The sequence below is a fragment of the Mycobacterium sp. NGS16 genome (assembly GCF_059813225.1).
Genome location: NZ_JCALEE010000003.1, coordinates 22,341 through 47,625, shown reverse-complemented (window position 1 = coordinate 47,625; position 25,285 = coordinate 22,341). Strand labels below are relative to the sequence as shown.

Annotated in this window: 25 protein-coding genes and 1 pseudogene; 9 read left to right on the top strand and 17 right to left on the bottom strand. The window is 69.1% G+C overall.

The window, feature by feature from the left end:
* Positions 1 to 6: 6 nt before the first annotated feature.
* The 5 genes and pseudogenes from AC5Y4Q_RS09940 to AC5Y4Q_RS09920 form a co-directional block, all read right to left on the bottom strand.
* Positions 7 to 1,191 carry a sensor histidine kinase gene (locus AC5Y4Q_RS09940; protein WP_064922969.1) on the bottom strand — a complete coding sequence of 395 codons (1,185 nt, stop codon included), beginning with the start codon at positions 1,189 to 1,191 and terminating at the stop codon, positions 7 to 9.
* Positions 1,192 to 1,320: 129 nt separating this feature from the next.
* Positions 1,321 to 2,070 (bottom strand): phosphoglyceromutase, encoded by a 750-nt coding sequence (locus tag AC5Y4Q_RS09935; RefSeq protein ID WP_064922967.1) that lies wholly within the window; start codon positions 2,068 to 2,070, stop codon positions 1,321 to 1,323.
* Between the two features lie 13 nt (positions 2,071 to 2,083).
* A complete protein-coding gene (locus tag AC5Y4Q_RS09930; RefSeq protein ID WP_064922965.1) occupies positions 2,084 to 2,596 on the bottom strand; it encodes a type III secretion system chaperone family protein in 513 nt (170 codons plus the stop codon).
* A pseudogene (gene mshA, locus AC5Y4Q_RS09925) lies at positions 2,593 to 3,929 on the bottom strand (D-inositol-3-phosphate glycosyltransferase). The gene AC5Y4Q_RS09930 and the pseudogene mshA overlap by 4 nt, the downstream one beginning before the upstream one ends.
* Positions 3,930 to 3,943: 14 nt before the next feature.
* A complete protein-coding gene (locus AC5Y4Q_RS09920) occupies positions 3,944 to 5,227 on the bottom strand; it encodes an ROK family protein (protein WP_064922963.1) in 1,284 nt (427 codons plus the stop codon).
* 211 nt (positions 5,228 to 5,438) lie between these two features.
* On the opposite strand from AC5Y4Q_RS09920, the gene AC5Y4Q_RS09915 reads away from it, so the two are divergent.
* A complete protein-coding gene (locus AC5Y4Q_RS09915) occupies positions 5,439 to 6,212 on the top strand; it encodes an SDR family NAD(P)-dependent oxidoreductase (RefSeq protein ID WP_064922961.1) in 774 nt (257 codons plus the stop codon).
* Positions 6,213 to 6,307: 95 nt separating this feature from the next.
* Here the strand turns inward: AC5Y4Q_RS09915 and AC5Y4Q_RS09910 are convergent, their stop codons facing one another.
* Both AC5Y4Q_RS09910 and AC5Y4Q_RS09905 read right to left on the bottom strand, forming a co-directional pair.
* Positions 6,308 to 7,651: a L,D-transpeptidase gene (locus AC5Y4Q_RS09910; protein WP_499959046.1), complete on the bottom strand. Its 1,344-nt coding sequence runs from the start codon at positions 7,649 to 7,651 to the stop codon at positions 6,308 to 6,310.
* A 5-nt stretch (positions 7,652 to 7,656) separates the two neighbouring features.
* Positions 7,657 to 8,718, bottom strand: coding sequence for a UDP-N-acetylmuramate dehydrogenase (locus AC5Y4Q_RS09905; protein ID WP_125225238.1), 1,062 nt, complete (start codon positions 8,716 to 8,718; stop codon positions 7,657 to 7,659).
* Positions 8,719 to 8,744: 26 nt separating this feature from the next.
* On the opposite strand from AC5Y4Q_RS09905, the gene AC5Y4Q_RS09900 reads away from it, so the two are divergent.
* The 4 genes from AC5Y4Q_RS09900 (at position 8,745) to AC5Y4Q_RS09885 (ending at position 11,923) form a co-directional block, all read left to right on the top strand.
* Complete coding sequence (locus AC5Y4Q_RS09900; protein WP_499958816.1) at positions 8,745 to 9,266, top strand: DUF2505 domain-containing protein; 522 nt, start codon at positions 8,745 to 8,747, stop codon at positions 9,264 to 9,266.
* Between the two features lie 9 nt (positions 9,267 to 9,275).
* Positions 9,276 to 10,100 carry a carbon-nitrogen hydrolase family protein gene (locus AC5Y4Q_RS09895; protein WP_499958814.1) on the top strand — a complete coding sequence of 275 codons (825 nt, stop codon included), beginning with the start codon at positions 9,276 to 9,278 and terminating at the stop codon, positions 10,098 to 10,100.
* A gap of 125 nt (positions 10,101 to 10,225) precedes the next feature.
* Complete coding sequence (locus AC5Y4Q_RS09890) at positions 10,226 to 11,149, top strand: LmeA family phospholipid-binding protein (RefSeq protein ID WP_499959044.1); 924 nt, start codon at positions 10,226 to 10,228, stop codon at positions 11,147 to 11,149.
* Positions 11,150 to 11,158: 9 nt separating this feature from the next.
* On the top strand, positions 11,159 to 11,923 hold the full coding sequence (locus AC5Y4Q_RS09885) for an LmeA family phospholipid-binding protein (protein ID WP_064922488.1): 765 nt from the start codon (positions 11,159 to 11,161) through the stop codon (positions 11,921 to 11,923).
* A 7-nt stretch (positions 11,924 to 11,930) separates the two neighbouring features.
* Here the strand turns inward: AC5Y4Q_RS09885 and deoC are convergent, their stop codons facing one another.
* From deoC to AC5Y4Q_RS09855, 6 genes are all read right to left on the bottom strand, one after another.
* Positions 11,931 to 12,623 (bottom strand): deoxyribose-phosphate aldolase, encoded by a 693-nt coding sequence (gene deoC, locus AC5Y4Q_RS09880; RefSeq protein WP_499958812.1) that lies wholly within the window; start codon positions 12,621 to 12,623, stop codon positions 11,931 to 11,933.
* Positions 12,623 to 13,030 (bottom strand): DUF2599 domain-containing protein, encoded by a 408-nt coding sequence (locus AC5Y4Q_RS09875; RefSeq protein WP_064922489.1) that lies wholly within the window; start codon positions 13,028 to 13,030, stop codon positions 12,623 to 12,625. Before AC5Y4Q_RS09875 ends, deoC begins: the two co-directional genes overlap by 1 nt.
* 4 nt (positions 13,031 to 13,034) lie before the next feature.
* Positions 13,035 to 13,307 (bottom strand): DUF2516 family protein, encoded by a 273-nt coding sequence (locus AC5Y4Q_RS09870; protein WP_499958809.1) that lies wholly within the window; start codon positions 13,305 to 13,307, stop codon positions 13,035 to 13,037.
* A gap of 52 nt (positions 13,308 to 13,359) precedes the next feature.
* A complete protein-coding gene (locus AC5Y4Q_RS09865; RefSeq protein WP_064922490.1) occupies positions 13,360 to 14,001 on the bottom strand; it encodes a hypothetical protein in 642 nt (213 codons plus the stop codon).
* Between the two features lie 60 nt (positions 14,002 to 14,061).
* A complete protein-coding gene (locus tag AC5Y4Q_RS09860) occupies positions 14,062 to 14,454 on the bottom strand; it encodes a helix-turn-helix domain-containing protein (protein ID WP_064922491.1) in 393 nt (130 codons plus the stop codon).
* Between the two features lie 87 nt (positions 14,455 to 14,541).
* Entirely contained in the window at positions 14,542 to 15,894 is a 1,353-nt protein-coding gene (locus AC5Y4Q_RS09855; protein ID WP_064922492.1) for a DUF445 domain-containing protein, read from the bottom strand.
* Positions 15,895 to 16,124: 230 nt separating this feature from the next.
* Here AC5Y4Q_RS09855 and AC5Y4Q_RS09850 point away from each other — a divergent pair, with 230 nt between their 5' ends.
* Complete coding sequence (locus AC5Y4Q_RS09850) at positions 16,125 to 16,868, top strand: TetR/AcrR family transcriptional regulator (RefSeq protein WP_419179763.1); 744 nt, start codon at positions 16,125 to 16,127, stop codon at positions 16,866 to 16,868.
* Here AC5Y4Q_RS09850 and AC5Y4Q_RS09845 read toward each other — a convergent pair.
* The 3 genes from AC5Y4Q_RS09845 to AC5Y4Q_RS09835 form a co-directional block, all read right to left on the bottom strand.
* The gene (locus tag AC5Y4Q_RS09845) at positions 16,862 to 17,716 is read right to left on the bottom strand and encodes a 3-hydroxybutyryl-CoA dehydrogenase (RefSeq protein ID WP_125225844.1); all 855 of its coding nucleotides are present in this window, start codon (positions 17,714 to 17,716) and stop codon (positions 16,862 to 16,864) included. The genes AC5Y4Q_RS09850 and AC5Y4Q_RS09845 overlap by 7 nt on opposite strands.
* 193 nt (positions 17,717 to 17,909) lie before the next feature.
* A complete protein-coding gene (aceA, locus tag AC5Y4Q_RS09840) occupies positions 17,910 to 19,196 on the bottom strand; it encodes an isocitrate lyase (RefSeq protein WP_064922929.1) in 1,287 nt (428 codons plus the stop codon).
* Between the two features lie 282 nt (positions 19,197 to 19,478).
* A complete protein-coding gene (locus AC5Y4Q_RS09835; protein ID WP_064922927.1) occupies positions 19,479 to 20,297 on the bottom strand; it encodes an acyl-[acyl-carrier-protein] thioesterase in 819 nt (272 codons plus the stop codon).
* Between the two features lie 84 nt (positions 20,298 to 20,381).
* On the opposite strand from AC5Y4Q_RS09835, the gene ramB reads away from it, so the two are divergent.
* From ramB to AC5Y4Q_RS09820, 3 genes are read left to right on the top strand one after another with little or no spacing between them, the layout of a single operon-like run.
* On the top strand, positions 20,382 to 21,800 hold the full coding sequence (ramB, locus tag AC5Y4Q_RS09830; protein ID WP_065019270.1) for an acetate metabolism transcriptional regulator RamB: 1,419 nt from the start codon (positions 20,382 to 20,384) through the stop codon (positions 21,798 to 21,800).
* The gene (locus AC5Y4Q_RS09825) at positions 21,797 to 22,336 is read left to right on the top strand and encodes a carboxymuconolactone decarboxylase family protein (RefSeq protein ID WP_064922922.1); all 540 of its coding nucleotides are present in this window, start codon (positions 21,797 to 21,799) and stop codon (positions 22,334 to 22,336) included. The genes ramB and AC5Y4Q_RS09825 overlap by 4 nt, the downstream gene beginning before the upstream one ends.
* Positions 22,337 to 22,342: 6 nt before the next feature.
* Complete coding sequence (locus AC5Y4Q_RS09820; RefSeq protein ID WP_064922920.1) at positions 22,343 to 23,797, top strand: DUF92 domain-containing protein; 1,455 nt, start codon at positions 22,343 to 22,345, stop codon at positions 23,795 to 23,797.
* Positions 23,798 to 23,874: 77 nt separating this feature from the next.
* Here the strand turns inward: AC5Y4Q_RS09820 and lpdA are convergent, their stop codons facing one another.
* Positions 23,875 to 25,269, bottom strand: a complete 1,395-nt coding sequence (lpdA, locus tag AC5Y4Q_RS09815) for a dihydrolipoyl dehydrogenase (RefSeq protein WP_064922918.1) — start codon at positions 25,267 to 25,269, stop codon at positions 23,875 to 23,877.
* Between the last annotated feature and the right edge of the window lie 16 nt (positions 25,270 to 25,285).

Below are 25,285 nucleotides of genomic sequence, written 5' to 3'. Positions count from 1 at the left end.
CAGGTGTCATCGCTGCTCTTCATCCCTTCGCTCCGAATCGGCTTGGTAGGCGGGAATTGCCAGAGTGAACGTCGAACCGGTGCCCGGCTGGCTCCACAGCGTGATGGTGCCGTTGTGGTTGGCCGCCACGTGCTTGACGATCGCCAACCCGAGCCCGCTGCCACCGGTGGCCCGCGAGCGCGCCTTGTCACTGCGGAAGAACCGCTCGAAGACCCGCTGTTGGTCCTTGCGCGCGATTCCGATGCCGCGGTCGGTGACCGCGATCTCCACGAAACCGTCCCGGCTGCGGCGACTGATCGACACCGGCGAGCCGTGCGGTGAGTAGGCGATCGCGTTCGACACCAGGTTAGCCAGCGCGGTGACCAGCAGCGGCTCGTCGCCGAGCACCCGAAAGCCGCTCGGGGCGTCGGTGGTGATGGTGATCTCCGCGTTGTCGGCGGCCACCTTGTGCCGGGAGATCGCCTCGTTGACCACGCTGTCGACGTCCACGGCGCCGAGGTCCGGCAGCGGATCGGCGCCCTGCAGCCGGGACAGCTCGATCAGCTCGCCGATCATGCTGGCCAGCCGGTTCGCCTCCAGCAGCACCTTCTCCGCGAACGGGCGGACCGCCTCGGGGTCGTCGGCTGAGGCCAGCAGTGCCTCGGCGAGCAGGCCCATCGCCCCGACCGGCGTTTTGAGTTCGTGGCTGACGTTGGCCACGAAGTCGCGCCGGCTGGCTTCCATTCGGGCCTGTTCGGATTGATCGTCGACGATCACCACCGCAAACCGGCGATCCTCGTCGGACAGCAACCGGGCGTACCCGCGCACCGCCGACAGTTCTGATCGGGTAGCCCCGGCCGCCCGCTTGGCCGCCGAGAGGTCGAACACCACCTCTTCTTCACCGGCCAGGGCCCGCTGTGCGGCCTCCCAGGCGACATCGTCGAGCAGCCGGTCATGCACCAGCCCCAACTCGGAGGCGCGCTCGTTGAGGTAGACGACATCGCGGTGGGTGTCGACGACGGCGATCCCCAACGAGGCATGCGCGACGATCCGCTGCAGCATCTGCGAGACGGTGATCCCCGCCCGTTCGGTGACCACCCGGCGGCGCCGCTCGGCCAGCCGCGGCGCCAGCCAGAAACCAGCCGCCACGCCGGCCGCGAGCGCCGGTAGTGCCGACACCGCAGCGAGCGTCAGCGCCGAGGTCGCAGCCACGGCAAAATCGTACGCAGTTTGACCGCCCTATCTGACCAGCGCTCGACCACGACGTGCGCCGAGTGTGAATTCAGGGGGAAGATTTCACCCCGTTTCCACCCGGAATTCACACTGGAGGGCCAGCTAGGGCTACTTGGCGCCCTGGCTGGCCACCGCAGCGGCCCCCGCTGCGGCTGCCTCGGGGTCCAGGTACACACCGCCGGCGACCTGCGGACGTAGGTCGGCGTCCAGGTCATAACGCAGCGGGATGCCGGTGGGGATGTTCAAGCCAACCACCTCGTCGTCGGTCATCCGATCGAGGTACTTCACCAGCGCCCGCAACGAGTTGCCGTGCGCCGCGATCAGCACCGTCTTGCCGCACCGCAGGTCCGGGATGACGACGTCGGTGTAGTACGGCAGGAAGCGCGCCACCACGTCGGCCAGGCACTCGGTCAGCGGGCCGCCACCGATGTCGGCGTAGCGGGCGTCGGTGTCCTGGCTGTAGCGGCTGCCGGCCTCGATCGGCGGCGGCGGGGTGTCGTAGCTGCGCCGCCACGTCATGAACTGGTCATCGCCGTAGCGGGCCTTGGTTGCGGCCTTGTCCAGACCCTGCAGCGCGCCGTAGTGGCGTTCGTTGAGCCGCCAGGTGCGCCGGACCGGGATCCAGTGCCGGTCGGCGGCGTCCAGCGCCAGGTTCGCGGTGGTGATCGCCCGCCGCAGCAGCGAGGTGTAGGCCACGTCCGGCAGCAGGTCGTGCTCGACAAGCAGCTGACCGGCGCGGACCGCCTCGGCGCGGCCCTTGTCGGTGAGGTTGACATCCATCCAGCCAGTGAACTGGTTGCTGGCGTTCCATTCGCTCTCTCCGTGGCGCAGCAGCACCAGCGTGGCAGTGTCAGACATGGGCGTCAGTGTCTCAGTCGTCGTCCTTGTCAATCAAATGCTCGAAGGCCCGCAGGTTCTTCAGCGACTGCCCGGTGGACACCCGCCACTCCCATTCCTTCTGGATGGAGGAGGCAAATCCCAACTCCAGCAACGTGTTGAAGTCGAAGTCGACGGCTTCGAGCACCTGCCCGAGCACCCGGTCGATCTCCTCGGCGGTCACCGACGCCAGCGCCATCCGGCCGATGAGGTAGATGTCGCCGACGTTGTCCAGGGTGTAGGCCACCCCGTAGAGCCGGCGGTTGCGCTTGAGCAGATACCGGTACACCCCGGCATGGTTCTCGTCGGGTTTGCGGCAGACGAAGGCCTCGACGCGCACCGAGTGCTCGCCCACGCTGAGCATGGTGTTGGTCTTGAGCTTGCGCTCGCCTGGCAGCTCGACGACCAGACCCGGCAGCCCGCCGTGCGCGCCCGGGAACTCCGAGTAGGTCAGCTCGGCCGCCTTGAGGGTGTCCTCGATGAGCTGACGGACGTCGTCGGGGTTCACGCCCGCGCCCCGCGTCGCGCCGGCCAGCGCCGGGGCCGCCGCGCCGACCCGACCACCCGCATCCGCGCCCCGCGGGCCGCGGCGAAGTCCTCGATCGCGCTGGTGTAACTGCTCAGCTGGGCATCCACGGTGCGCTCCCAGGAGAACGTCGCCGCGTGGGCGGCGGCGGCCCGCCGCATCGCCCAGCCGCGGGGCCCGGAGCCCAGGCGCAGCAGGTCGTCGATGGCGGTCGCCCATGCCTCGATGCCGTGTCCGGCCACCAGCTTCCCGGTCACCCCGTCGCGCACCGCCACCGGCAGCCCGCCGACGGCCGCGGCGACCACCGGCGTTCCGCAGGCCTGGGCCTCCAGAGCTACTAGGCCGAACGATTCGGAGTAGCTCGGCACCGCCACCAAATCGGCCGCCCGGAACAGGGTGGCCAGCTCCTCCCGGGACTGCGGCGGCAAGAACGTCACCCGGTCGCTGATACCCAGTTCGCCGGCCAGCCGAACCAGGCCGCCGGGAGCGGCCAGCCCGCTGCTGCCCGACGGCCCCCCGGCCACCACCACGCGCACCCCGGGCAGCTTGGCGACGGCCCGCAGCAGGACGTCGGGCGCCTTGAGTGGCTGGATGCGGCCGACGAAGGCCACGATCGGCTCGTCGGGCGACAGGCCCAGGCCGGCCCGGGCCTGCTGCTTGTCGCCCGGGCGGAAGACCTCCAGGTCGACGCCCGGGTGGGCCACATCGATGCGGCCGCGGTCGGCGCCGTGCAGCGCGACGAGTTGGCGCGCTTCGTCGTCGGTGTTGACGATCAGCCGGTCCGCCTCGTCGACGACCTGCTGTTCGCCGACCGTGCGCAGCGGCGGTTCGGGGGTGTCACCGGCGGCCAGGGCGGCGTTTTTGACCCCGGCCAGGGTGTGCGCGGTGTGCACCAGCGGCACCGCCCACCGATCCGCGGCCAGCCAGCCGACCTGGCCGGAGAGCCAGTAGTGCGAATGCACCACGTCGTAGTAGCCGGGCTCATGGGCGGCCTCGGCGCGCAGCACCCCGGCGGCGAACGCGCACAGCTGGGTGGGCAGATCGTTCTTGTCCAGGCCTTCGAACGGCCCGGCCACCACGTTGCGCACCAGCACACCGGGTGCGACGTGTTGCACCGGCGGATCGGCCGAGGACGTGGCGCGGGTGAAGACCTCCACGGCCACCCCGCGGCGGGCCAGGTGCAGCGCGCTCTGCAGCACATAGACGTTCATGCCGCCGGCATCGCCGGTGCCGGGCTGGGCCAGCGGCGAGGTGTGAACCGACAGCACCGCTACCCGGCGCACATCGGATCCGACGCCACTCGCCACCCCGCCATCTTTACAGGTCCGGTCAGGCCGACACTTCCGGGACCGCTCGGGCCACCGACCCGCGGGAGCGGCGCATCGCCCCGACCGGATCGGCGTAGAGCCCGCCCAGCGACACCGTGCCGGCGCCGGCCTCCTGGACCCGGTTGCCGAATGCGGTGACCCGGATCGTGCGCCCGGCCAGCACCGAACGCTCCGCGAACGCCCGCTCCACCTCGGCCATGCCCTCCGGGTATTCGGTGAAGCCCTGGCCGCCGACCACCAGGTCGTCGGGGTTGAGCACGTCCCGCAGCAGCGCCACCGCTTCGCCGAGCACCCGGGCGCGTTCGGTGAGCAGCGCGCCGGCCCGTTCGTTGCCGGCCCGGGCCTCGCGCACCAGGCCGGTCACCGCCGCCGATGCCGCGCCGCTGCCGTCCGGCAGAATCCGCAGCCGACGGGCGGCGGCCAGCACCGCCTCGTCGCTGACGGTGGATTCCAGCTGTCCAGAGCCGCCGAGCAGGTCCGAGGACACCGGCAGGCCGGCGATGGTGCCGGGACCGCTGGTCGGGCTGTGCACCCGCCCGCCGATCACCAGGGCGTAGCCGACCGTCTCCCGGGCGTAGACGTAGAGGCTGGTGGAGCTGCCGGCCACCGGCCGGCGCACCCCCAGCAGCAGTTCGGCACCGGCCATCGCGTCGACGTGGGAGGCCACCGACACCGGCAGCCGCAGCTCCTCGGCCAGCACCGGCCCGACCGGGGCGGCGGTCCAGCCCAGTCGGGGGTGGTCGACGTGGCCGGTGCTGCTGTCGACGGCGCCGCCGGTCGCCACCCCGACCCACAGCGGCCGGCGTTTCTGCCAGCGGGTCAGATACCGGCTGGCGCTGGCGGCCAGCGAGGCCAGCGCTGGCGCCGCCCCGTTGGCCGGGGTGGGTGTCTCGACGACGTCGAGGGTGCGTCCGAGCAGGTCGGTGGCCACGATGCTGGTGGTTTTGGCCCCGATGTGCAGACCCAGAACCAGGAACGGCTCGTGGTTGACCACCACCGGCCGCCGCGGGCGCCCGATCGCGCCGGAGGTCGCCAGATCCGCGCGCTCCAGCAGCAGACCGGCCTGCAGCAGCGCGCTGACCTGGCGGTTGACCGTGGCCACACTCAGCGAGGTGGCGCCGGCGATGGCTTCCCGGGCGATCGGGCCGCGCTGGCGCACCGCGGCGAAGACGGCGGCGCCGGCGGTCTCGGGCAGCTGCAGTGACGGCGGCACGACGCGCGGGTGCGCGCGGAGAGCGCCGTTGCGGTGAGTGGAGCGGTGGGTGGTGAGAGAGGTGGTGCGCACGCTGTGTCCTTGTCTGGAAAGTCCGAATGGGGCCTGGCCGCAGCTACGACCCGGCGAACTCTCCGATCAGGGAGCGCTATTCGCAGCAGGTCAAGCGCGGCAACATGCGCAGCGACAACAGGCGCCGTCGGCGAGGAGACAGACCGCTGTCAGATAGCGGGCACTGCGGTACATAACGGAGAAATGTATCACGGTCACTAAAGTTGGGTCGATGACGACACCTGCGCAGCATCAGCGCACCGGGCAACCGGTCGCCGTGGTCACCGGGGCCAGCTCGGGTATCGGCGAGGCGACCGCGAGAACCCTTGCCGGGCAAGGCTTTCACGTGATCGCCGTGGCTCGCCGCGCCGACCGGATCTCCGCACTGGCCCGCGAGATCGGCGGCACCGCCGTCGTGGCGGACGTCACCGACGCCGCCGCGGTCGCGGCGCTGGCCGAAACCTGCGACCGGGTCGCCGATTCGATACATGTGCTGGTCAACAACGCCGGCGGGGCCAAGGGCCTGGCTCCGGTCGGCGAGGCCGACCTCGAACACTGGCGGTGGATGTGGGAGACCAACGTGCTGGGCACGCTGCAGGTGACCCGTGCGCTGCTACCGAAGCTGATTGCCTCCGGTGACGGCCTGGTCGTCACTGTGACCTCGATCGCGGCGTTCGAGATCTATGACGGCGGCGCCGGTTACACCTCGGCCAAGCACGCCCAGAGCGCGCTGCACCGCACGCTGCGCGGCGAGCTGTTAGGAAAACCGGTGCGGCTCACCGAGATCGCGCCCGGCATGGTGGACACCGAGTTCTCCCTGGTGCGCTTCGACGGTGACCGCGAGCGCTCCGACGCCGTCTATGCCGGACTGACTCCGTTGACGGCGGCCGACATCGCCGAGGTGATCGGGTTCGTCGCTTCCCGGCCCCCGCACGTCGACCTGGACCAGATCGTGATCCGCCCCCGCGACCAGGCCAGCGCCACGCGGGCTAACCGCCGGGTTTGATGCGGCGGTCCAGCTTCGGCTCTCCTTCGTCGAGCTTCGCTAACCGCCGGGTTTGATGCGGCGGTCCAGCTTCGGCTCTCCTTCGTCGAGCTTCGCTAACCGCCGGATCGTGTAGCGCTCGGCGACGGCGTCGTCGGGGTGCCCGAGAGCGTCGGCGCGTCGGTCGGGGTGGCCGGCGCGGTGCTGGGCAGCGAGGTCCGGGGCGACGGCGGCGCCGACGAGTCCGCTTGCACGGCCGACATGGACCGCCAGGTGTCCCAGTCCACCGCCCAGTCCCAGATGTCGCCGTCGGCGTAGGACAGTTCGATCGAGCTGCCGGTCACCTCAACCGGGTCGCCGTAGATCGCGCTGTGGAAGTACTGCTCGGCGTCCTCGGTCGACAAGTTGATGCAGCCGTTGGTGACGTTGGTGTTGCCCTGGGCACCGGAGCTGGCCGGGTTGGCGTGGATGAATTCGCCGTTGTTGGAGATGCGGACCGCCCAGCGCTCGTGGATGTTGCTGTAGCCGGCGGCCGGGTTGGACATGTAGAAGTCGGCGTACTTCTCGCTGACCACATGGATGCCGTTGCGGGTGATGTTGCGCGGCTTGTCGGCCTGGCCGTAGCTGCACGGGAAGTCCATGATCACGCCTTCGTCGCGGATCACCTGGATGCGGTGCGAGGAGACTTCGGCCTTCACCACCTGCCGGCGCCCGATCGAGAATTCCAGCGACATGTCCTGGGCGCCGTAGGCGCCGTCACCGAAGGCCAGGCCGTACAGCTTGGCGTCGACGCGAACGGTGGCTCCGGCCGGGAAGTAGTCGCGGCTACGCCAGTGCACGCGGGCGCCCTGCACCTCATCGGGCAGCCAGGCCCAACCGCCCTCCACCGGTGGTTCGGTGGTGACGGTCAGCGCCGCCTCGACGGCCGCCTTGTCCGCGATCGGCGCGTCGAACTGCAGGATCACCGGCGCCGCGACACCGACGGTCTGCCCGTCGGCCAGCTGAAATCCGCCATCGATCACGGTGGTGGGTGTGACCGTGGTGACGGTGCCGGCGACCGGCACGGCGTTGCCGTCGTGGCCCACCACCGAGCCGCTCCAGGTGTAGACGGCGTCGTAGCCCAGCGGCTCGGTGACGGTGTAGCGGGTGCGGTCCCGGTTGAACGTCCCGGACAGCACCTTGCCGGCCGGGCTGGTCAGCGCCACCCGCTGAAGCCAGCCGTCGGTGACGGTGACGGCGACTTCGGCGGTGGGCAACACGTCGGTCTGGCCGACCGGGGGCTCGAAGTTCAGGGCGGGCGCGGCCGGCGGCGCCTTGTCGGCGCTCTTGCCGGCGCGGCTGGAGCAGCCCGCCAACGCCTGCGGCGCCAGCACCCCGGCCGCCAGCGCGGCCAGAGCCCTTCGCCGGTTCAGGTTCACGGCATCCCAAGATACCGGCCGGTGTGGGTGACCACCTGCGATGTTCGTTACAGCGTGCAGCCCACCAGCACCGGCTCCGGGTGCAAGGTGATGCCGAACGCCGCGCGCACCCCGTCGCGCACAGTGCGCGCCAGCGCCAGCACGTCGGCGGTGGTGGCGCCGCCCCGGTTGGTCAGCGCCAGCGCATGCTTGGTCGATAACCGGGCGGCCGCGTGCCCGTCGCTTGGATAGCCCTTGCCGAAGCCGGACCGCTCCACCAGCCAGCCGGCCGCCAGCTTCACACCGCCGGCAGCGTCCCAGTGCGGGACCGGACCGTCCTCCCGGTCGGCGATCTCCCGGTAGAGGCCGTGCGGCACAACCGGATTGGTGAAGAACGAGCCCACACTCCAGGTGTCGTGATCATCGGCGTCGAGCACCATGCCCTTGGCTGAGCGCAGCGTGAGCACTGCGGCGCGCACCGCGGCCGGGTCGGCGCGGTCGCCGTCGGAGGCCTGCAATGCGGTGGCCAGTTCGCCGTAGCGCAGCGGCGCGCTGCGCCCGGCGGGGTCCAGGGCGAATTCCACCTCCAACACCACGGCCGCATCCGAGTACTTCAGCACGCTGGTGCGGTAGCCGAAGCCCAACTCCGCACCCGATACCCAGCGCACGGTGCCGGTGCGACGGTCCAGCAGCCGCACCCGGGTCAAGGTGTCGGCGACCTCCGCGCCGTACGCCCCGACGTTCTGTACCGGGGTCGCCCCGGCCGAACCGGGAATGCCCGACAGGCACTCCAGCCCGCCCAGCCCCGCGGCGACCGCACGGGCGACCACGTCGTCCCAGATCGCGCCGGCCTGGGCCCGCAGCAGGTTGCCGTCGATCTCGATGCCGTCGTTGGCCAGCAGTACCACGGTCAGGTCGGCCAGGTCGTCGGCGATCACCACGTTGGAGCCACCCGACAGCAGCAGCGGGCGGACCCCGGCCCGGTCGAGTTCACCCACGGTGGCCACGATCTGCTCGGCGTCGGCGCAGGTGATGACCCGCTGGGCGACCGGCCCGACCCGCAACGTGGTCAACGGCGCCAGCGGCACCGCCTCGGCGACACGCGCGCCCGCGAACTCGGAACCCGCCACGGCCGGTAACGGTAGCGTGACCAGCTATGCCGCGTACATTCACGCTGTCCGAGCACTATCCGGCAAGCGTCGAGCAGGTGTATGCCGCATTCGCCGACGAGCAATACTGGCTGGCCAGGCTGGCCGATTCGGGCGCCGACACCGCCACCCTGGACACGATGAGCGTCGGGACCGACGGCGGTGTCGACGTCGCCACCACCCAGGGCATTCACCGCGCCAAGCTGCCGGCGCTGGCCGCCCAGTTCCATCCCGGCGACCTGGAGGTGGCACGCCACGAGCGGTGGCGTCCGATCCGCGATGGGCGGGCACACGCCGAGGTCACCGGCAAGATCGTCGGCGCGCCGGCCAAGCTGTCCGGGGATGCGGTGCTCGAACCGGCGGCCGGCGGCGCTGCGCTGCGGCTGACCGCGACGGTGCAGGTCGACATCCCGCTGGTGGGCGGCAAGATCGAGAACTTCATCGGCAGCCAGCTGACCGAGCTGATGACCGCCGAGCAACGGTTCACCTCGATGTGGCTGCAGCAGGGCGGCGCCGCGCGACCGGAATAGGCTGAACCCATGCGGATTGCGTTGGCGCAGATCCTCAGCGGCACCGACCCGGCCGACAACCTGCAGCTGGTGGCCGATTACACCGAGCGGGCCGCGGCCCAGGGCGCCCAGCTGGTGGTGTTCCCGGAGGCCGCCATGTGCCGGTTCGGGGTGCCGCTGGGCCCGGTCGCCGAACCGCTCGACGGGCCATGGGCGGATCGCGTGCGGCAGATCGCGGCGCAGCACAACATCACCGTCGTCGCGGGCATGTTCACCCCGGCCGACGACGCGCGGGTGCGAAACACCCTGCTGGCAGCCGGGCCCGCAGCCGAGGCGCACTACCACAAGATCCATCTGTATGACGCGTTCGGCTTCACCGAATCCCGCACCGTGGCACCGGGATTCGATCCGGTGGTGATCGATGTCGACGGCGTCGGGGTCGGTTTGTCCACCTGCTATGACATCCGGTTCCCGACGCTGTACACCGAGCTGGCCGACCGCGGCGCCCAGATGATCGCGGTGTGCGCCTCGTGGGGCGCCGGGCCGGGCAAGTTGCGGCAGTGGGAACTGCTGGCCTGCGCGCGGGCGCTGGACTCCACGAGCTACCTCCTCGCCGCCGGGCAGGCCGAACCCGGTGGCCCCGACCCGGCGAACTCGTCGGGTGCACCGACTGGGGTCGGCCACAGCCTGGTCGCCTCACCGTGGGGTGAGGTGCTGGCAGCGGCCGGCCCGCAACCGCAGCTGCTGGTCTGCGACCTCGACCTCGACGCGGTCGCCACCGCCCGCCGAACGCTGGCGGTGTTGAGCAATCGTGCGGACTTTGTTCAGGTCGGTAAGGCAGAATCGCGCGGGTGAGCAATCCGCCCGGACCTTCCCACGGCGACCAGTCACCTTGGGCGCGCCCCACCGGCCAGCCCGACCAGCCCACCGAGGGCATCACGCCACCTCGGCCGGAGCCGTCCGCGTCGCCGACCCGGCAGATGCCGGTCAGCGGCCCGCACCGCGACGAGCCGACCACCCGGATTCCCAGCCCACCCGCGGCTCCCGCGCCGCCGCCACCGTCCAACCCGCCCCCGCCGGCCGCGCCGCCCCCACCGGCCCAGAACCCGGCCGGCGAGGCACCCACCACCGTGATCGAAGCCCCGCCCACCCGGCCGCGGTCGGCCTCGGTGCTGCGGGACCCGCTGGCCCTGGTGCTGATCTTCGTCACGGTGATCGCGCTGGCGCTGGCCGGTTTGATCGGCGCCGAGCTGATCGCCCGCCGGATCGCCGACAACAAGGTGGCCAAGGCCACCGAATGCGTGGTGCACGACAAGGCCAAAGTGTCGTTCGGGGTGACGCCGCCGTTCCTGTGGCAGCACTTCACCGGCAACTACACCAACATCTCCATCCACACCGCGGGCAACCAGGTCAAAGACGCCCAGCAGATGACCGCAGACCTGAACATCTCCGACGTCGATCTGCACGGCACCGGCGACTCCAAGGGCACCATCGGCGCCCTGGACGCCACCTTGACCTGGCCGGCGGCCGGCATCAAGGAGACCGTCCAGTCGATGGTGCCGATCCTGGGCAACCTGGTCTCGGATCTGAAGACCAACGCCAAGGACGGCACCGTCGAACTCAATGGGGCGTTCGGCCTGGCCACCGTGGTGGTCAAGCCGGAGGTGGTCGACGGCGGGCTCTCACTGCAGGTGCAGAAACTCACCGGCCTGGGTGCGCTGACGCTGCCGCGCGAATCGATTCAGCCGGAGCTGGACCGATTCGCCAAGGAGCTGACCAAGAAGTACCCGCTCGGCCTGCGCGCCGACAGCATCCAGGTCACCGACACCGGTGTGGTGGCCCGGTTCTCCACCCGCAACGCCACCATGCCCAAGTCCGACGACCCCTGTTTCGCGCACCTGTAACCTGCAGTAATGACTACTCCCGGGTCTACGCGTCCCCCGCACCGGTTCACCGGCCTTCCGGCAGTCCTGCTGGCGCTGACCGTGGTGCTGGTGCTGGCGGTGGTCGCGTTGTTCGGCGGCCAGCTCTACGCCACGCACCGGGCTAAGAGCCTGGTCGCCGACGCGGTCCAATGCGAGGCGGAGGACACCGCCACGGTGTCGTTCGACTCCAGTCCGCCGGTGCTGGCGCAGTACCTGCGGGGCGACTATCCGCACATCTCGGTGCAGACCGCCGGCAACCAGATCCGCAAGGCCAAGGGCATGCAGCTCGACCTTGACATCCGCGACATCCATGTGAAAAAGACCTCGGACTCCAAGGGCACCATCGGGTCGCTGGACGGCACCATCACCTGGCCGGCGGACGGCATCAAGCAGTCGATTCAAGATGTGGTCCCGGTGATCGGCAGCATCGTCACCGGCAAGGTCAGCACCGATCCGGGCGCCGGCACCGTGGAGCTCAAGGGCCTGCTCAACCGCGCCACCGTCAAGCCGGAGATCGTCGACAACGGGCTGCACCTGCAGGTGGTGGACCTGGAGGCGCTCGGCCACGACCTGGACACCGACACCGTGCAGCGCAACCTCGATGACCTCACCGCCAAGGTGACCGGCGATCTTCCGCTGGGGATCCACATCGACAGCTCGCAGGTCACCGATTCCGGTGTGGTGGTTAAGTTTTCGACGCAGAACGCCACCATCCCGGCGTCGTCGTCGAGTCAGTGCTTCGCGCGGCTGTAAGCGTTAGCTAGCTCAGCCCGTCGAGCACCGCCCGGGTGCCCGACAGTCCCAGCCGGGTCGCCCCGGCCTCGAGCATGGCCAGCGCATCGTCGGCCGTGCGGATCCCGCCGCTAGCCTTGATGCCCAGCCGGTCACCAACGGTGTCGGCCATCAGCGTCACCGCGCGCACCGACGCCCCGCCGGAGGGGTGAAATCCGGTGGAGGTCTTGACGAAATCCGCGCCGGCGTCCTCGGCGGCGCGGCAAGCCGCGACCAGGGTGGCCTCACCGCCCAGCTCCAGCAGCGCGGCGGACTCCAGGATCACCTTGAGCACGGCGTCGGGCGCGGCGGCGCGCACGGTGCCGATGTCGGCGCCGACCGCGGCGAAATCGCCCGCGCACGCCGCACCGATGTCGATCACCATGTCGATTTCAGCGGCCCCGGCCGCCACCGCCAGCGCCGCCTCCTGCGCTTTGACCACCGGCAGGTGCTTGCCGGATGGGAAGCCCGCGACCGCGGCGATCCGGACACCGGCCGGATTGGCGGCCGCGGCGACGGCCACCATCGACGGGGACACACACACCGCGGCGACGCCGAGTTCGGCAGCTTCGGCGACGACGGCGACGACCTGCGCCGGGGTGGCTTCGGGTTTGAGCAGGGTGTGGTCGACGAGTTTCGCGACCTGTTCACGGCCCCACCGGGGCCCGGATTGCCCGGCCATCAGAAGGCCTCCTCGGCGGCGCCGGGGTTGCAGCCGGACTCCAGCATCGTGACACCGTCGACGACCGGGCGCCACGGCTCCAGATTCCAACTGGTCTTGCCGGGCCGGGCGAACTCGGCGTAGTTCCAGTGACACAGGAATTGGTCGCGCATGCTCGGGGTGTCGGCCTCGGGGGCGCCGGCGAGCACTTCGCGCCACGCTTGCTCGCCCTCGGCCGCGCCGTCCACCCGGGCGGCGGCGGCCCGGCCGGCCGGGGTCGGATACACCCGCAGGCTGGACAGGTCGCCGTAGCCCACCCATTCGGTGTGGTCGACGAGGCCCGGCGACCCGGCGTCGGCCCACACCGGCGCGGCAGGTACCAGTACCGCTGCCACGATCCCGACGGCGCTGATAGTCGAACGGGCCATGGGGCTAGTGGGACTTGCCTTGGACCTCAAGCAATCTGGGCCGCACATCCACCAGGTACACCCCGGCGGCACAGGCGGCGATCGCCATCCCCATCACCTGCAGCACCAGGGCCAGCAGCCCGCACACCCCGAGGATCACCAGCCAGACCGGCTTGGTGAGCTTGTCGGCCGCGGTGTAGGCGTCGGAGCGCTGCATCGCCGCGTGTACGAACGCGTATACCGACGTCGCGAAGACGACGAGCTGCAAAACGCCGAGGACGATACCCACCAGGTTCATAGCGAACACGCTGCAAGCCTAGGCGGGTACCGTCCCGGACGTCGAACTGCGGTTACTTCTGGGTGACCTTCTTGGCCGGAGCCTTCTTGGCCGGAGCCTTCTTGGCCGGGGTCTTCTTGGCGGCGGCCGGCGCCGCAGCCTTCTTGGCGGCCGGAGCCGGGGCGGCCTTCTTGGCCCCGCCAGCCGGGGCGGCCTTCTGGGCGGGCTCCTTCTTGGGCAGCTCGATGCCGACCAGCTTGGCGGCGCGCTCGCCGACCTCGCGGGTCTGCGACGCCACGTTGCCCAGCACCTCCTGGGTCAGCTCGACGGCCTGGTCGACGTAACCCTCCACCTGCGCCGACGCGTCGTCGAGACCGGACTGGTTGCGCAGCCGCTCCAGGGCAGCCTCACCGCGCGCCACCAGCTCGTTGTACCGGCCGGTGGCGGCCTCCACGTAGCCCTCGGCGGCCTTGCGCAGCTCGTCGGCGGTGAAACGCTCCCGAAGCTCGGCGAACTGCTCGGGCAGCTCCTCCTGCAGCTTGGTCAGGCGCGCACGGCTCACCTCGACCCGGCTGCTGGCATCCTCGCGCGCCTCGCCGGCGCGCTCACGCAGGTTGGCGACGAGGTCGGTCATGGTGGCCAGGGCCAGGTCGGCAGCGCCGATCGCGGCGAGCAGCGGGGCCTTCAGTTCTTCGATGGTCGGGTTCTCGGCCATGTCTGGATTCCTTTCGGTTGGTTTCTCGGGTGGTGGATCGGTCAGGAGACTGAATGGAGATCAGGCAGGTGTCGTCTCCTCACCGTCGGCTTCGTTCTGCTGGACGAAGGAGCTGTAGATGTCGAGCAGAACCTGCTTCTGCCGTTCCGTGATCGCCGCATCCGCAATGACGGCGTCGCGGACCTCGCTCTTCTCGCTGGGCTCGAGGATTCCCGCGCGCACGTAGAGCACCTCGGCGGAGACCCGCAGGGCCTTGGCGATCTGATTGAGGACGTCAGCGGAGGGCTTGCGCAATCCGCGCTCGATCTGGCTGAGGTACGGGTTGCTGACGCCGGCCTTGTCGGCCAGCTGCCGCATGGACACCTGCGCGGCTTCGCGCTGCGCCCGGATGAAGCTGCCGATATCCGCCGCGGCGGTCGAGACCACTGCGGCGAGTTTGTCATCCTGCGACACCGGTGACCCCTTTCGTGGACTTGCGACTGCTGACGAAAGCCACGATACGACCTAGTGCTAACTTTTGCAAGCACCTGCTAGCGCAGGTCAGAACATAAGTTGAGCTATGGCGTAGATCGCCAGCCCGGCCAGCGCGCCGACGACGGTGCCGTTGATCCGGATGAACTGCAGATCGCGGCCGACATGCAATTCGATGCGACGGCTGGCCTCCGCGGCGTCCCAGCGCTCGATGGTCTCGGTGATGATCGCGGTGATCTCCACCCCGTAATGCGCCACCAGATGCTGTGCGGCCCGCACCAGCCAGTTGTCCACCTTGTCGCGCAGCTCGGCCTTGTCCCGCAACGACTCACCGACCTGCATCACCGTGGCGGCCACCCGGGTGCGCAGCGCACCGGACGGGTCGTCGACGCCCTCGAGCACCAGGCGCTTCAGCGTCCGCCAGGCCGTCGCCGCAGCGTTGGCCACCTCGTCGCGGGCCATCAACTGCTCCTTGACCGCGTCGGCCTTGGCGATCGTGGCCGGGTCGTTCTGCAGGTCGTCGGCGAACTCGAACAGAAAACGCGTCGCGCTGCGCCGCAATTCGTGGTCGGGGTTGCGGCGCACCTTGTCGGTGAAGTCCATCAGCTCACGGTGGATCCGGTCGCCGACGAGGTGGTCGACGAACCGCGGCGACCAGGTGGGCGAGTCCCGCTCCACCACCCGCTGGATGACCTCGCCGGCATTGAGCGACCACTGGAACGCCCGGTCGGCCAGCAGCTGGATCAACGCCTCCTGCCGATTCTCGGCCAGCAGGGTGCTCAGCACCCGGCCCACCGGCGGGCCCCAGTGCGGTTCGGCGATGCGCTGCACGATCATCCGGTCGATCACCTCCTGCACGTCGTCGTCGCGCAGCATCTCGATCAGCACCCGCAGCACGGTTGCGGTCTCGGCGGCCACCCGCTCGGCGTGGTTCTGCTCGCAGAGCCACTTGCCCACCCGCCCGGCGATCTGCGCGTCGCGCAGCTTGGTCTCCACCACCGGTGGCGACAGGAAGTTCTCCCGCACGAAGGTGCCCAGGCCCTGCCCGAGCTGGTCCTTTTTGCGTTTGATGATCGCGGTGTGCGGGATCGGGATACCCAGCGGATGCTTGAACAGCGCGGTGACCGCGAACCAGTCCGCTAATGCGCCGACCATGCCGGCCTCGGCGGCGGCGCCGACGTAACCCACCCAGGCCGGGGCCGTGCCGTCTACTTGTGCCCACCGGCACAGCAGGAAGACGACGGTCGCACCGAGCAGGAAGCTCAGTGCGACCACCTTCATGCGGCGCAGGTCGCGCAGACGGACCGCATCGGCGCCCGGATCAGCGTCGGCGAACGACTCCGCCAGCGACTGCACGGTCCGCGCCGCCCCCGGCCACGCCGGGCGGTTTTCTCGGTGCACCACCACACCATCATCCGCCATCTGTGGCACTGGGGATATCCGGCGGTTCCAGCTTCGCCTCTCCTCCGTCGAGCCTCGCTAAACCGCTCGGTTCATCCGGCGGTTCCAGCTTCGCCTCTCCTTCGTCGAGCCTCGCTAAACCACTCGGTTCATCCGGCGGTTCCAGCTTCGCCTCTCCTCCGTCGAGCCTCGCTAAACCGCCGGTAACTGTTACCGGACCACGGAGTTTGCTGGACCGGGCCGTATTATCTATGACGTCTAGTGAATGGGAACCCGCGATAGTGGCAGAGCAGCTTCGGGCCGGGGTCGCTAAGACTGATGGTCGTAAGCGGCGCTGGCACCAACATAAGGTCGACCGGCGAAATGACCTGATCGACGGAACGATCGACGCGATTCGGCACCGCGGCCGGTACGTGAGCATGGATGAGATCGCCGCGGAGATCGGCGTATCCAAGACGGTGCTCTACCGCTACTTCGTCGACAAGAACGACCTGACCACCGCGGTGATGATGCGCTTCGCGCAGACCACGCTGATCCCTAACATGGCGGCGGCGCTGTCGTCGAACCTGGACGGCTTCGATCTGGTCCGCGAGATCATCCGGGTGTACGTGCAGACGGTGGCCCAAGAGCCCGAGCCCTATCGGTTCGTGATGGCCAACAGCTCGGCGTCCAAGAGCAAGGTGATCGCCGATTCCGAACGCATCATCGCCCGGATGCTCGCGGTGATGCTGCGCCGCCGGATGAGCGTGGTCGGGATGGACACCAGCGGGGTCGAGCCGTGGGCGTACATGATCGTCGGCGGGGTGCAGCTGGCCACCCACTCCTGGCTGCTGGACCCGCGGATGAGCGCCGATGACCTGATCGACTACCTGACGATGCTGAGCTGGAATGCGCTGTGCGGCATCGTCGAGGTGGGCGGGTCGCTGGAGAAGTTCAACGCCGGGCCGCACCCGCCGCCGATGCTGCCCTGGCGACGGGCGGCCCAGGCTCAGTAGGTGTAGAAGCCCCGGCCGGACTTCTTGCCCAGCTGGCCGGCTTCGACCATGCGCAGCAACAGCGGCGGCGCGGCGTAGAGCGGCTCCTTGAACTCCTCGTACATCTTGTCCGCGATCAGCTTGAGGGTGTCCAGGCCGACCAGGTCCGACAGCCGCAGCGGGCCCATCGGGTGCGACAACCCGGCGACGATAGCTTTGTCGATGTCCTCGACGGTGGCGAACCCGGACTCGAGCATGCGCACCGCCGACAGCAGGTAGGGCACCAGCAGCGCGTTCACCACGAAACCGGAGCGGTCGCTGCAGCGCACCACCTGCTTGCCCAGCACCGCGCCGGCGAACTCCTCGGTGCGGGCGGCGGCGGCTTCGTCGGTGACCAGCGTGCTGACCAACTCGACCAGCGGCAGCACCGGCACCGGGTTGAAGAAGTGTAGGCCCAGCACCCGCTGCGGGTTCTTGGTGGCAGCGGCGATCTTCATGATCGGGATGGACGAGGTGTTCGACGCCAGCACCGCGTCCGGGTCGGTGATCACCCGGTCCAGTTCGGCGAAGATCTTCGATTTGACGGTGTCGTCTTCGATGACGGCCTCGATGACGAGCTGCCGGTCGGCCAGGTCGGCCAGGTCGGTGGTGAAGGTCAGATTGGCCACGGCGTCGTCGCGCTCGCGTTCGGTGATCTTGCCCGCGCTCACCCCGCGCTCCAGCGACTTGACGATCCGGTTGCGCCCCGCGGTGATCAGCGCATCGGTGGTCTCGAAGACCTTCACCTCGACGCCGGCACGCGCGGACACCTCGGCGATTCCGGCGCCCATCTGCCCGGCTCCGATGACACCTACTCGTTGGATCGACACTGTGTTCCTCTCAGTCTTGGCACGGCAGCAACAGGCCCCGCCCAGGCTGGCTGGGCGGGGCCTGCGCTGTCAACTCCCCCGCGGCACAATCCGACAAGCACCGCGGAAGTCTTCTCCTTGCGCGAGCGCGCGTGTCTGTACGCCGACACGCCGTGTCAGGGCGTACCACTGCGCACATTCACCCCCGGAAGGGTCAGTGGAACTGACCCTCCTCGGTCGAGCCGGCCAGCGCCGTGGTCGACGACGTCGGGTCGACGGTGGTGGCGATCCGGTCGAAGTAGCCGGCACCGACCTCGCGCTGGTGCTTGGTGGCGGTGTAGCCGCGGGACTCGGCGGCGAACTCGCGCTCCTGCAGCTCCACATACGCGCTCATCTGGTTGCGGGCGTAGCCGTGAGCCAGGTCGAACATCGAGTAGTTCAGCGCGTGGAAGCCGGCCAGCGTGATGAACTGGAACTTGAAGCCCATCGCCCCCAGCTCGTTCTGGAACTTGGCGATGGTCGCGTCGTCCAGGTGGGCCTTCCAGTTGAACGACGGCGAGCAGTTGTAGGCCAGCATCTGGTCGGGGAACTCGGCCTTGACGCCCTCGGCGAACTTTCGGGCCAGCTCCAGGTCCGGCGTGCCGGTCTCCATCCAGATCAGGTCGGCGTAGGGGGCGTAGGCCTTGGCCCGGGCGATGCACGGCTCCAGGCCATTCTTCACCCGGTAGAAGCCCTCCGCGGTCCGCTCACCGGTGATGAACGGCTGGTCGCGCTCGTCGACATCCGAGGTGATCAAGGTGGCCGCCTCGGCGTCGGTGCGCGCGATCACCACGGTCGGCACGCCGGCCACGTCGGCAGCCAGGCGAGCCGACGTCAGGGTGCGGATGTGCTGCTGGGTGGGGATCAGCACCTTGCCGCCCAGGTGGCCACACTTCTTCTCCGAGGCCAGCTGGTCCTCCCAGTGCGAGCCCGCGACGCCGGCGGCGATCATCGCCTTCTGCAGCTCGTAGACGTTGAGCGCGCCACCGAAGCCGGCCTCGCCGTCGGCCACGATCGGGGCCAGCCAGTTCTCGACCGAGGTGTCGCCCTCGACCTTGGCGATCTCGTCGGCGCGCAGCAGCGCGTTGTTGATCCGGCGCACCACCTGCGGCACCGAGTTGGCCGGGTAGAGGCTCTGGTCGGGGTAGGTGTGCCCGGACAGGTTGGCGTCGCCGGCGACCTGCCAGCCGGACAGGTAGATGGCCTTCAGACCGGCCCGGACCTGCTGGACGGCCATGTTGCCGGTCAGCGCACCGAGGGCGTTGATGTAGTCCAGCTCGTGCAGCTGCTCCCAGAGCACCTCGGCGCCGCGGCGGGCCAGGGTGTGCTCCTCGACGACGTGGCCCTGCAGCGCGACAACGTCCTCGGCGGTGTAGGTGCGGGTGACGCCCTTCCAGCGCGGGTTGTGGTCCCAGTCGTGCTGGATCTGCTCGGGGCTCTTCGGCGTGCCAACGGTCGACATGGCAACTCCTTCGTGTTCGCGCGATCGCCGGGCCGCTTATCGGACTTGCTAACACCCCGACGAATTCACTGGTGTGTTAACGCGACCTTGGCACACCACATCGGCCCAGGTCCACTGGTTTTCGTTGCCAAGTTTGGCTAAACAGTACGGTCGTTATGCGAAGTTTGCGAAGAATATGCTGGACGCCCTCTCGTGATCCGGACAGGCCAAGCTACCAGCCGGTAACATATCTGCACAGGTCAACGCCGGTATTAGCAGTACGCCCGTACTGACTAGAACGTGTTACAACGCAAAGATCGCGGCGATCGCCTTGACTTCTTCGCCCACCAGGTATGTGAGCGTTCTAACAGCGCGATCAGCCAACTCGGACCCGAACCGATCCGTGGATCCGGCCGGGTGAACATGCGAGACGATCTCTAGTTTGTCGCCGAGCGCGACCGCGGCGTCGTGTTCGAGCGTGACCCGAAGCGGCGCGGCGAGCAGGTCCGGATAGCTCGACAGGTAGTCCTCGACCACGCTCCAGTACACCGCGTTGTTCATGTGGTCGAACAGGTCGATGTCGGTGAAGCGGACCGGATACTCGTGGATCTCGGCCGCATCCTCGCGGCCACCGGCTTTCAGGTACGCCTTCCAGCGCAACCGGTCGACACTGGTGGTGCGTTTGAGGCCGGCCAGGAAGTCCTCGGAGATCCGCGCCGGCCCCTGGGTCTCGCGGTTGATGTTGATCCAGAACGCCTCGGACTCGATGAGGCCACCACTGCGCTTGCCGTCGATGCGGACCCGCATCTCGCACCAGCGGTTGGAGGTGCCCGAGCACCAGCGCCGCACCCGCAGCATGTCCTGGAATTGGACGGGTGCGATCAGGTCCATCATGGTGCGCCGGACGATCCACAGCGGGTGGGTGGCCTCGTATCCCATCTCCCGCAGCTGATCCTGGCCGATGTCCTGGATGTGCCGGGCGGCCGCGTCCATCCGCAGCCGGCCCCGCCGGTCGATGTCGGCCACCCGCAGCGGCCACTGCCGGTCGAACACGTCGGGGTGTGGGTCCGGCACCGGCATCAAAACCTTCGCCAGACCGGTCGGCTGATCTGTCTGCTGCATCGACGCTCCCCGTTGGTTTTCCCCGAGCGATCATGCCATGCCAATAATGCGAATGCGGCCTTCGCAGCAGGTAGGCTCGGCGAAGTGGCCAAAACGTACGTCGGCTCCCGGGTGCGCCAGCTGCGCAGCGAGCGCGGGTTCAGCCAGGCCGCCCTGGCGCAGATGTTGGAGATCTCACCGAGTTACCTCAACCAGATCGAGCACGACGTCCGGCCGCTGACGGTGGCGGTGCTGCTGCGCATCACCGAGGTCTTCGGGGTCGACGCCACCTTCTTCGCCTCCCAGGACGACACCCGGTTGGTCGCCGAGTTGCGCGAGGTCACCATGGACCGCGACCTGGACGTCGACGTCGCGCTGACCGAGGTGGCCGAATTGGTCAGTGCCCACCCCAAACTGGCCCGGGCGATGGTCAACCTGCACCGCCGCTACCGAATCACCACGGCGCAACTGGCCGCGGCCACCGAGGAGCGCTACACCGACGGCAGCGGCACCGGCGCGATCACCATGCCGCACGAAGAGGTGCGCGACTACTTCTACCAGCGCCAGAACTACCTGCACGAACTCGACACCGCCGCCGAGGAGCTGGCCACCCGGATGCGCCGGCACCAGGGCGAGTTGGCCGTCGAGTTGGCCAACCGGCTCACCGAGGTCCACGGCGTGCACATCAACCGCCGTATCGACCTCGGCGATACCGTGCTGCACCGCTACGACGCGGCCACCAAGACGCTGGACATGGGCCACCATCTGTCCTGGGGCCAGCGGGTGTTCAAGATGGCCGCCGAGCTGGCCTACCTGGAATTCGACGACCAGATCTCGGCGATGGTGGAAGAGGGCAAGTTCACCTCGAAGGACTCTCGCACGCTGGCCCGGCTGGGACTGGCCAACTACTTCGCGGCGGCGATCGTGCTGCCCTACGGGCAGTTCCACGACAGCGCCGAGACGTTCCGCTACGACATCGAACGGCTGTCGGCGTTCTACCGGGTCAGCTACGAGACCATCGCCCATCGGCTGTCCACCCTGCAGCGGCCGTCGATGCGGGGGGTGCCGTTCTCGTTCGTGCGCGTCGATCGGGCGGGAAACATGTCAAAACGCCAGTCGGCGACCGGTTTTCACTTCTCCTCGTCCGGCGGTACCTGCCCGCTGTGGAACGTCTACGAGACTTTCGGCAATCCGGGAAAGATCGGCGTGCAGATCGCCGAGATGCCCGACGGCCGCAAATACCTGTGGGTGGCGCGCACCGTCGAACGCCGCGCCGCGCGGTGGGGCCAGCCGGGCAAGACGTTCGCGATCGGGCTGGGCTGCGAGCTGCGGCACGCCCACCGGCTGGTCTACTCCGAGGGCCTGGATCTGCACGGCGAGAACGCCACCCCGATCGGGGCGGGCTGCCGGGTCTGTGAACGCGACAACTGCCCGCAGCGGGCGTTCCCGGCGCTGGGCCGCGACCTCGATCTCAACGAACACCGCAGCACGGTGTCGCCGTATCTGGTAAAGCAACACCGGTGACAGCTCGCATCCCCGAAGCCCCCGGCCTGCGCGACCTCGGTCTCGCCAACTGGCTGGTCTGCAAAGTCGTCGCCGCCCGGCAGCGGGTGCCGCGCGCGCACCTGTTCACCACGCTGGGCCAGCACAAGCGGTTGATGTGGTCCTGGCTGCCGTTCGGCGGGGTGCTGATGCGCGGCGGCAAGCTGTCCACCCGCGACACCGAGTTGGTGATCCTGCGGGTGGGCCACCTGCGGGACAGCCAGTACGAACTGCAGCACCACCGCCGGATGGCCCGGGCGGCGGGCTTGGACGACGCCACCCAGGACCTGATCTTCGAAGGCCCCGGCGCGGCCGGCCTGGACGACCGTCAGCGCACCATGCTCACCGCGATCGACGAGCTCGTGGGAACCCGCACGTTGTCGGATGGCACGTGGGCGGCGTTAGCGGAGCACCTGGACCGCCCCCGGCTGATCGAATTCGTCATGCTCACATCGCAATACGACGCGCTGGCCGCGACGCTGAGCGCACTGCGGGTGCCGCTGGACTTCGACGAGTAGCGCTGCGTGAGCGCTACCGTTAGCCATGACCTGGCGGTCGCCGGGGGCGGGATCCTGCTGATCGCGGCCGTGCTGATCGTCGTCGGGCGGGTGCTGGTGCGTCGGGGTGCCGACCCGCTGGTCACCCGCAAGGTTCCGCACGCGCTGTGCGGGCTGTTCGCCGCCGTGGCCGCGTTCCAGCTGTCGCACGGGGCGGTGGTGGCCGGGGTGTTGGCCGCCGCGACGCTGGCGTTGGCGGTCATGGTGGAGCGGGGTCTGGTTCCGGTGCCCGGCGTGTTCGACGGCACCCGGTCCCGCGACTACGGGCTGGTCGGGTTCGCCGCCGGGGCGCTGGTCGCGGTGCTGGCGTTCTGGCCAGATCGGGTGGCGATCGCCGCAGGTGTGGTGGTGCTGGGTCTGGCCGACGCGGGTGCGGCACTGATCGGACACCGCTTCGGGCGCCACCCGGTGACGGCCGGTGGTGGCGTGCGAACCCTTGAGGGCTCGATGGCGTTCGTCGTGATCGCCTTCGCGGTGTCATGGGGGTTTTGCCGCCTCGGGCTCGAATTGAATTCGTTTATGGCGGTAACGGTTTCAGTCTTCGTCGCGTTGACGACGGCGGCCGTGGAACTGCTGGTGGCCCCGGCGGCGGACAACCTGCTGATCACTCCGTGGGTGGCGCTGCTGCTGCACGCGGCGCGCGAGCTGTCGACCGACGACGCGCTGCGCTGGCTGGCGGCGGCCGTATTCGGCTGCGCCATCGTGCCGTTCATGCTCCGGATGCACTGGCTGGATCTGCCGGGCGCGCTGTGCGGTGGCCTGATCGCCGGTGTCGCCGTCGGTCTCGGCGGGTGGGCGTGGATCATCCCGGCCGCCGTCTTCTTCTCACTGACCAGCCTGCTCACCGGCTATCGCCGGCCCGGCCGGTCGCAGGGCATGCGCCGCCTGAGTCAGGTCGCGGTCAACGCCGGCCTTCCAGTGCTGATCCCGGTGATCGGCTATGCGTTCACCGGCGATCCGGTCTGGTACGCGGTGTCCATCGGCGGGATCGCCGCCGGCATCGCCGACTCGTGGGCATCCGAGATCGGCCGGTTCTCCCACCGGGAGCCGGTGTCACTGCGGGCCTTTCGCCGGGTCCCCAAGGGCAGCTCGGGGGCGGTCTCTCCGCTCGGTTCGGGGGCGACCGTGCTGGGAGCGTTATCGGTCGGAAGTTTCGGCGCGCTGTTCGGTGGGCTGGCGATGGTGCCGGTCGGCTTGGCGGCCGGGATCACCGGCTCCCTGGTGGACACCCTGATCGGCGCCAGCGTCCAGGCCCGCTTCCGGTGCGCCGGATGCGGCGCCACCGTGGAGGACCGCCTGCACTGCGGGTCGCCGACGCAGCCGTCGTCGGGGTGGCGGTGGGTGGACAACGACGTCGTCAACGCCTGCGCGAACCTCAGCGGCATGGCGGTGGGGTTCGGAGTCTTCGAATTGCTGCAGTAGCGCCGAGCCTGTCGTTAGCGCGGAAAAGTTCGAGAAGACTCTCCGCTAACGACAGTCGCGCGTTGAACTCGAAGGACTCAGAAGTTGATCATGTGACCGGTCAGCCCGTGGAAACACTCCTGCAGCGCCTCGGACATGGTCGGGTGGGTGTGCACGTTGCGGGCCAACTCACCTGCGGTCAGATCCCATTTCTGCGCCAGAGTCAGCTCCGGCAGCAACTCGGAGACATCGTGGCCGATCAGGTGCCCACCGAGCAGTTCGCCGTAGCGGGCGTCGGCGATCAGCTTGACGAACCCGCTGGGATCGCCGGCACCGTGCGCTTTACCGTTGGCGGTGAACGGAAACTTGGCCACCTTGACGTCGTAGCCCTCGTCGCGGGCCTGCTGCTCGGTGAGCCCGAAGCTGGCCACCTGCGGCTGGCAGAACGTGGCCCGCGGCATCATCCGGTAGTCGCCCAGCGGCATCGTCTCCGCACCGGCGATGGTCTCGGCGGCCACCACGCCCTGAGCCTCGGCGACGTGGGCGAGCTGCAGCAGACCGGTGACGTCGCCGATCGCGTAGATGTGCGGCACCGACGTCTGCAGGTACTCCCCGACGCCGATCGCGCCCCGATCGGTCAGCGCCACCCCGGCAGCCTCCAGGCCGTAGCCCTCGACGTTGGGCGCGAAACCGATGGCCTGCAAGACTTTCTCGGCCTTCAGCGTCTCGCTGTTGCCGTCCTTGCTGACGACGACGGCGACCGTCGACCCGTCGTCTTCAATGCTTTCCACCTTGGTTCCGGTGCGGATGGTGACGCCCAGTTTCTTGAACTGCTTCTCGATCTCCTTGGACACCTCGGCGTCCTCGTTGGGCAGCGCCCGCGGCAGGAACTCGACGATGGTTACCTCGACGCCGTAGTTGGCCAGCACGTAACCGAACTCCATGCCGATCGCGCCGGCGCCGGCGATGACGATCGACTTGGGTAGTTCCCGGGTGAGGATCAGCTGCTCATAGGTGACGACGTTGTCCGACAGCGACGTGCCGGGCACCAGCCGGGTGCTGGAGCCGGTGGCGATGATGGCGTGGTCGAAGGTCACCGATTCGGTGCCACCCTCGTTGAGGGCCACCGACAGGGTGTGTGCGTCGGTGAAGGTGCCGTAGCCGTGGATCTCGGTGATCTTGTTCTTCTTCATCAGGAAGTGCACCCCGGCCACCCGGCCCTCGGCGACCTTGCGGCTGCGGTCGAAGGCCGCCCCGTAGTCGAAGGTGGCCTCGCCGGTTATGCCGAAGGTTTTGGCTTCCTTGGTGAAGATGTGCGCCAGTTCCGCGTTGCGCAGCAGCGCCTTGGACGGGATGCAGCCGACGTTGAGACAGACGCCACCCCAGTATTTGGGCTCGACGATGGCGGTGTTGAGGCCCAATTGGGCGGCACGAATGGCCGCGACATATCCGCCGGGGCCGGCTCCGAGAACAACGACGTCATAGTGGGTCACGGATTCACCCTAGCGG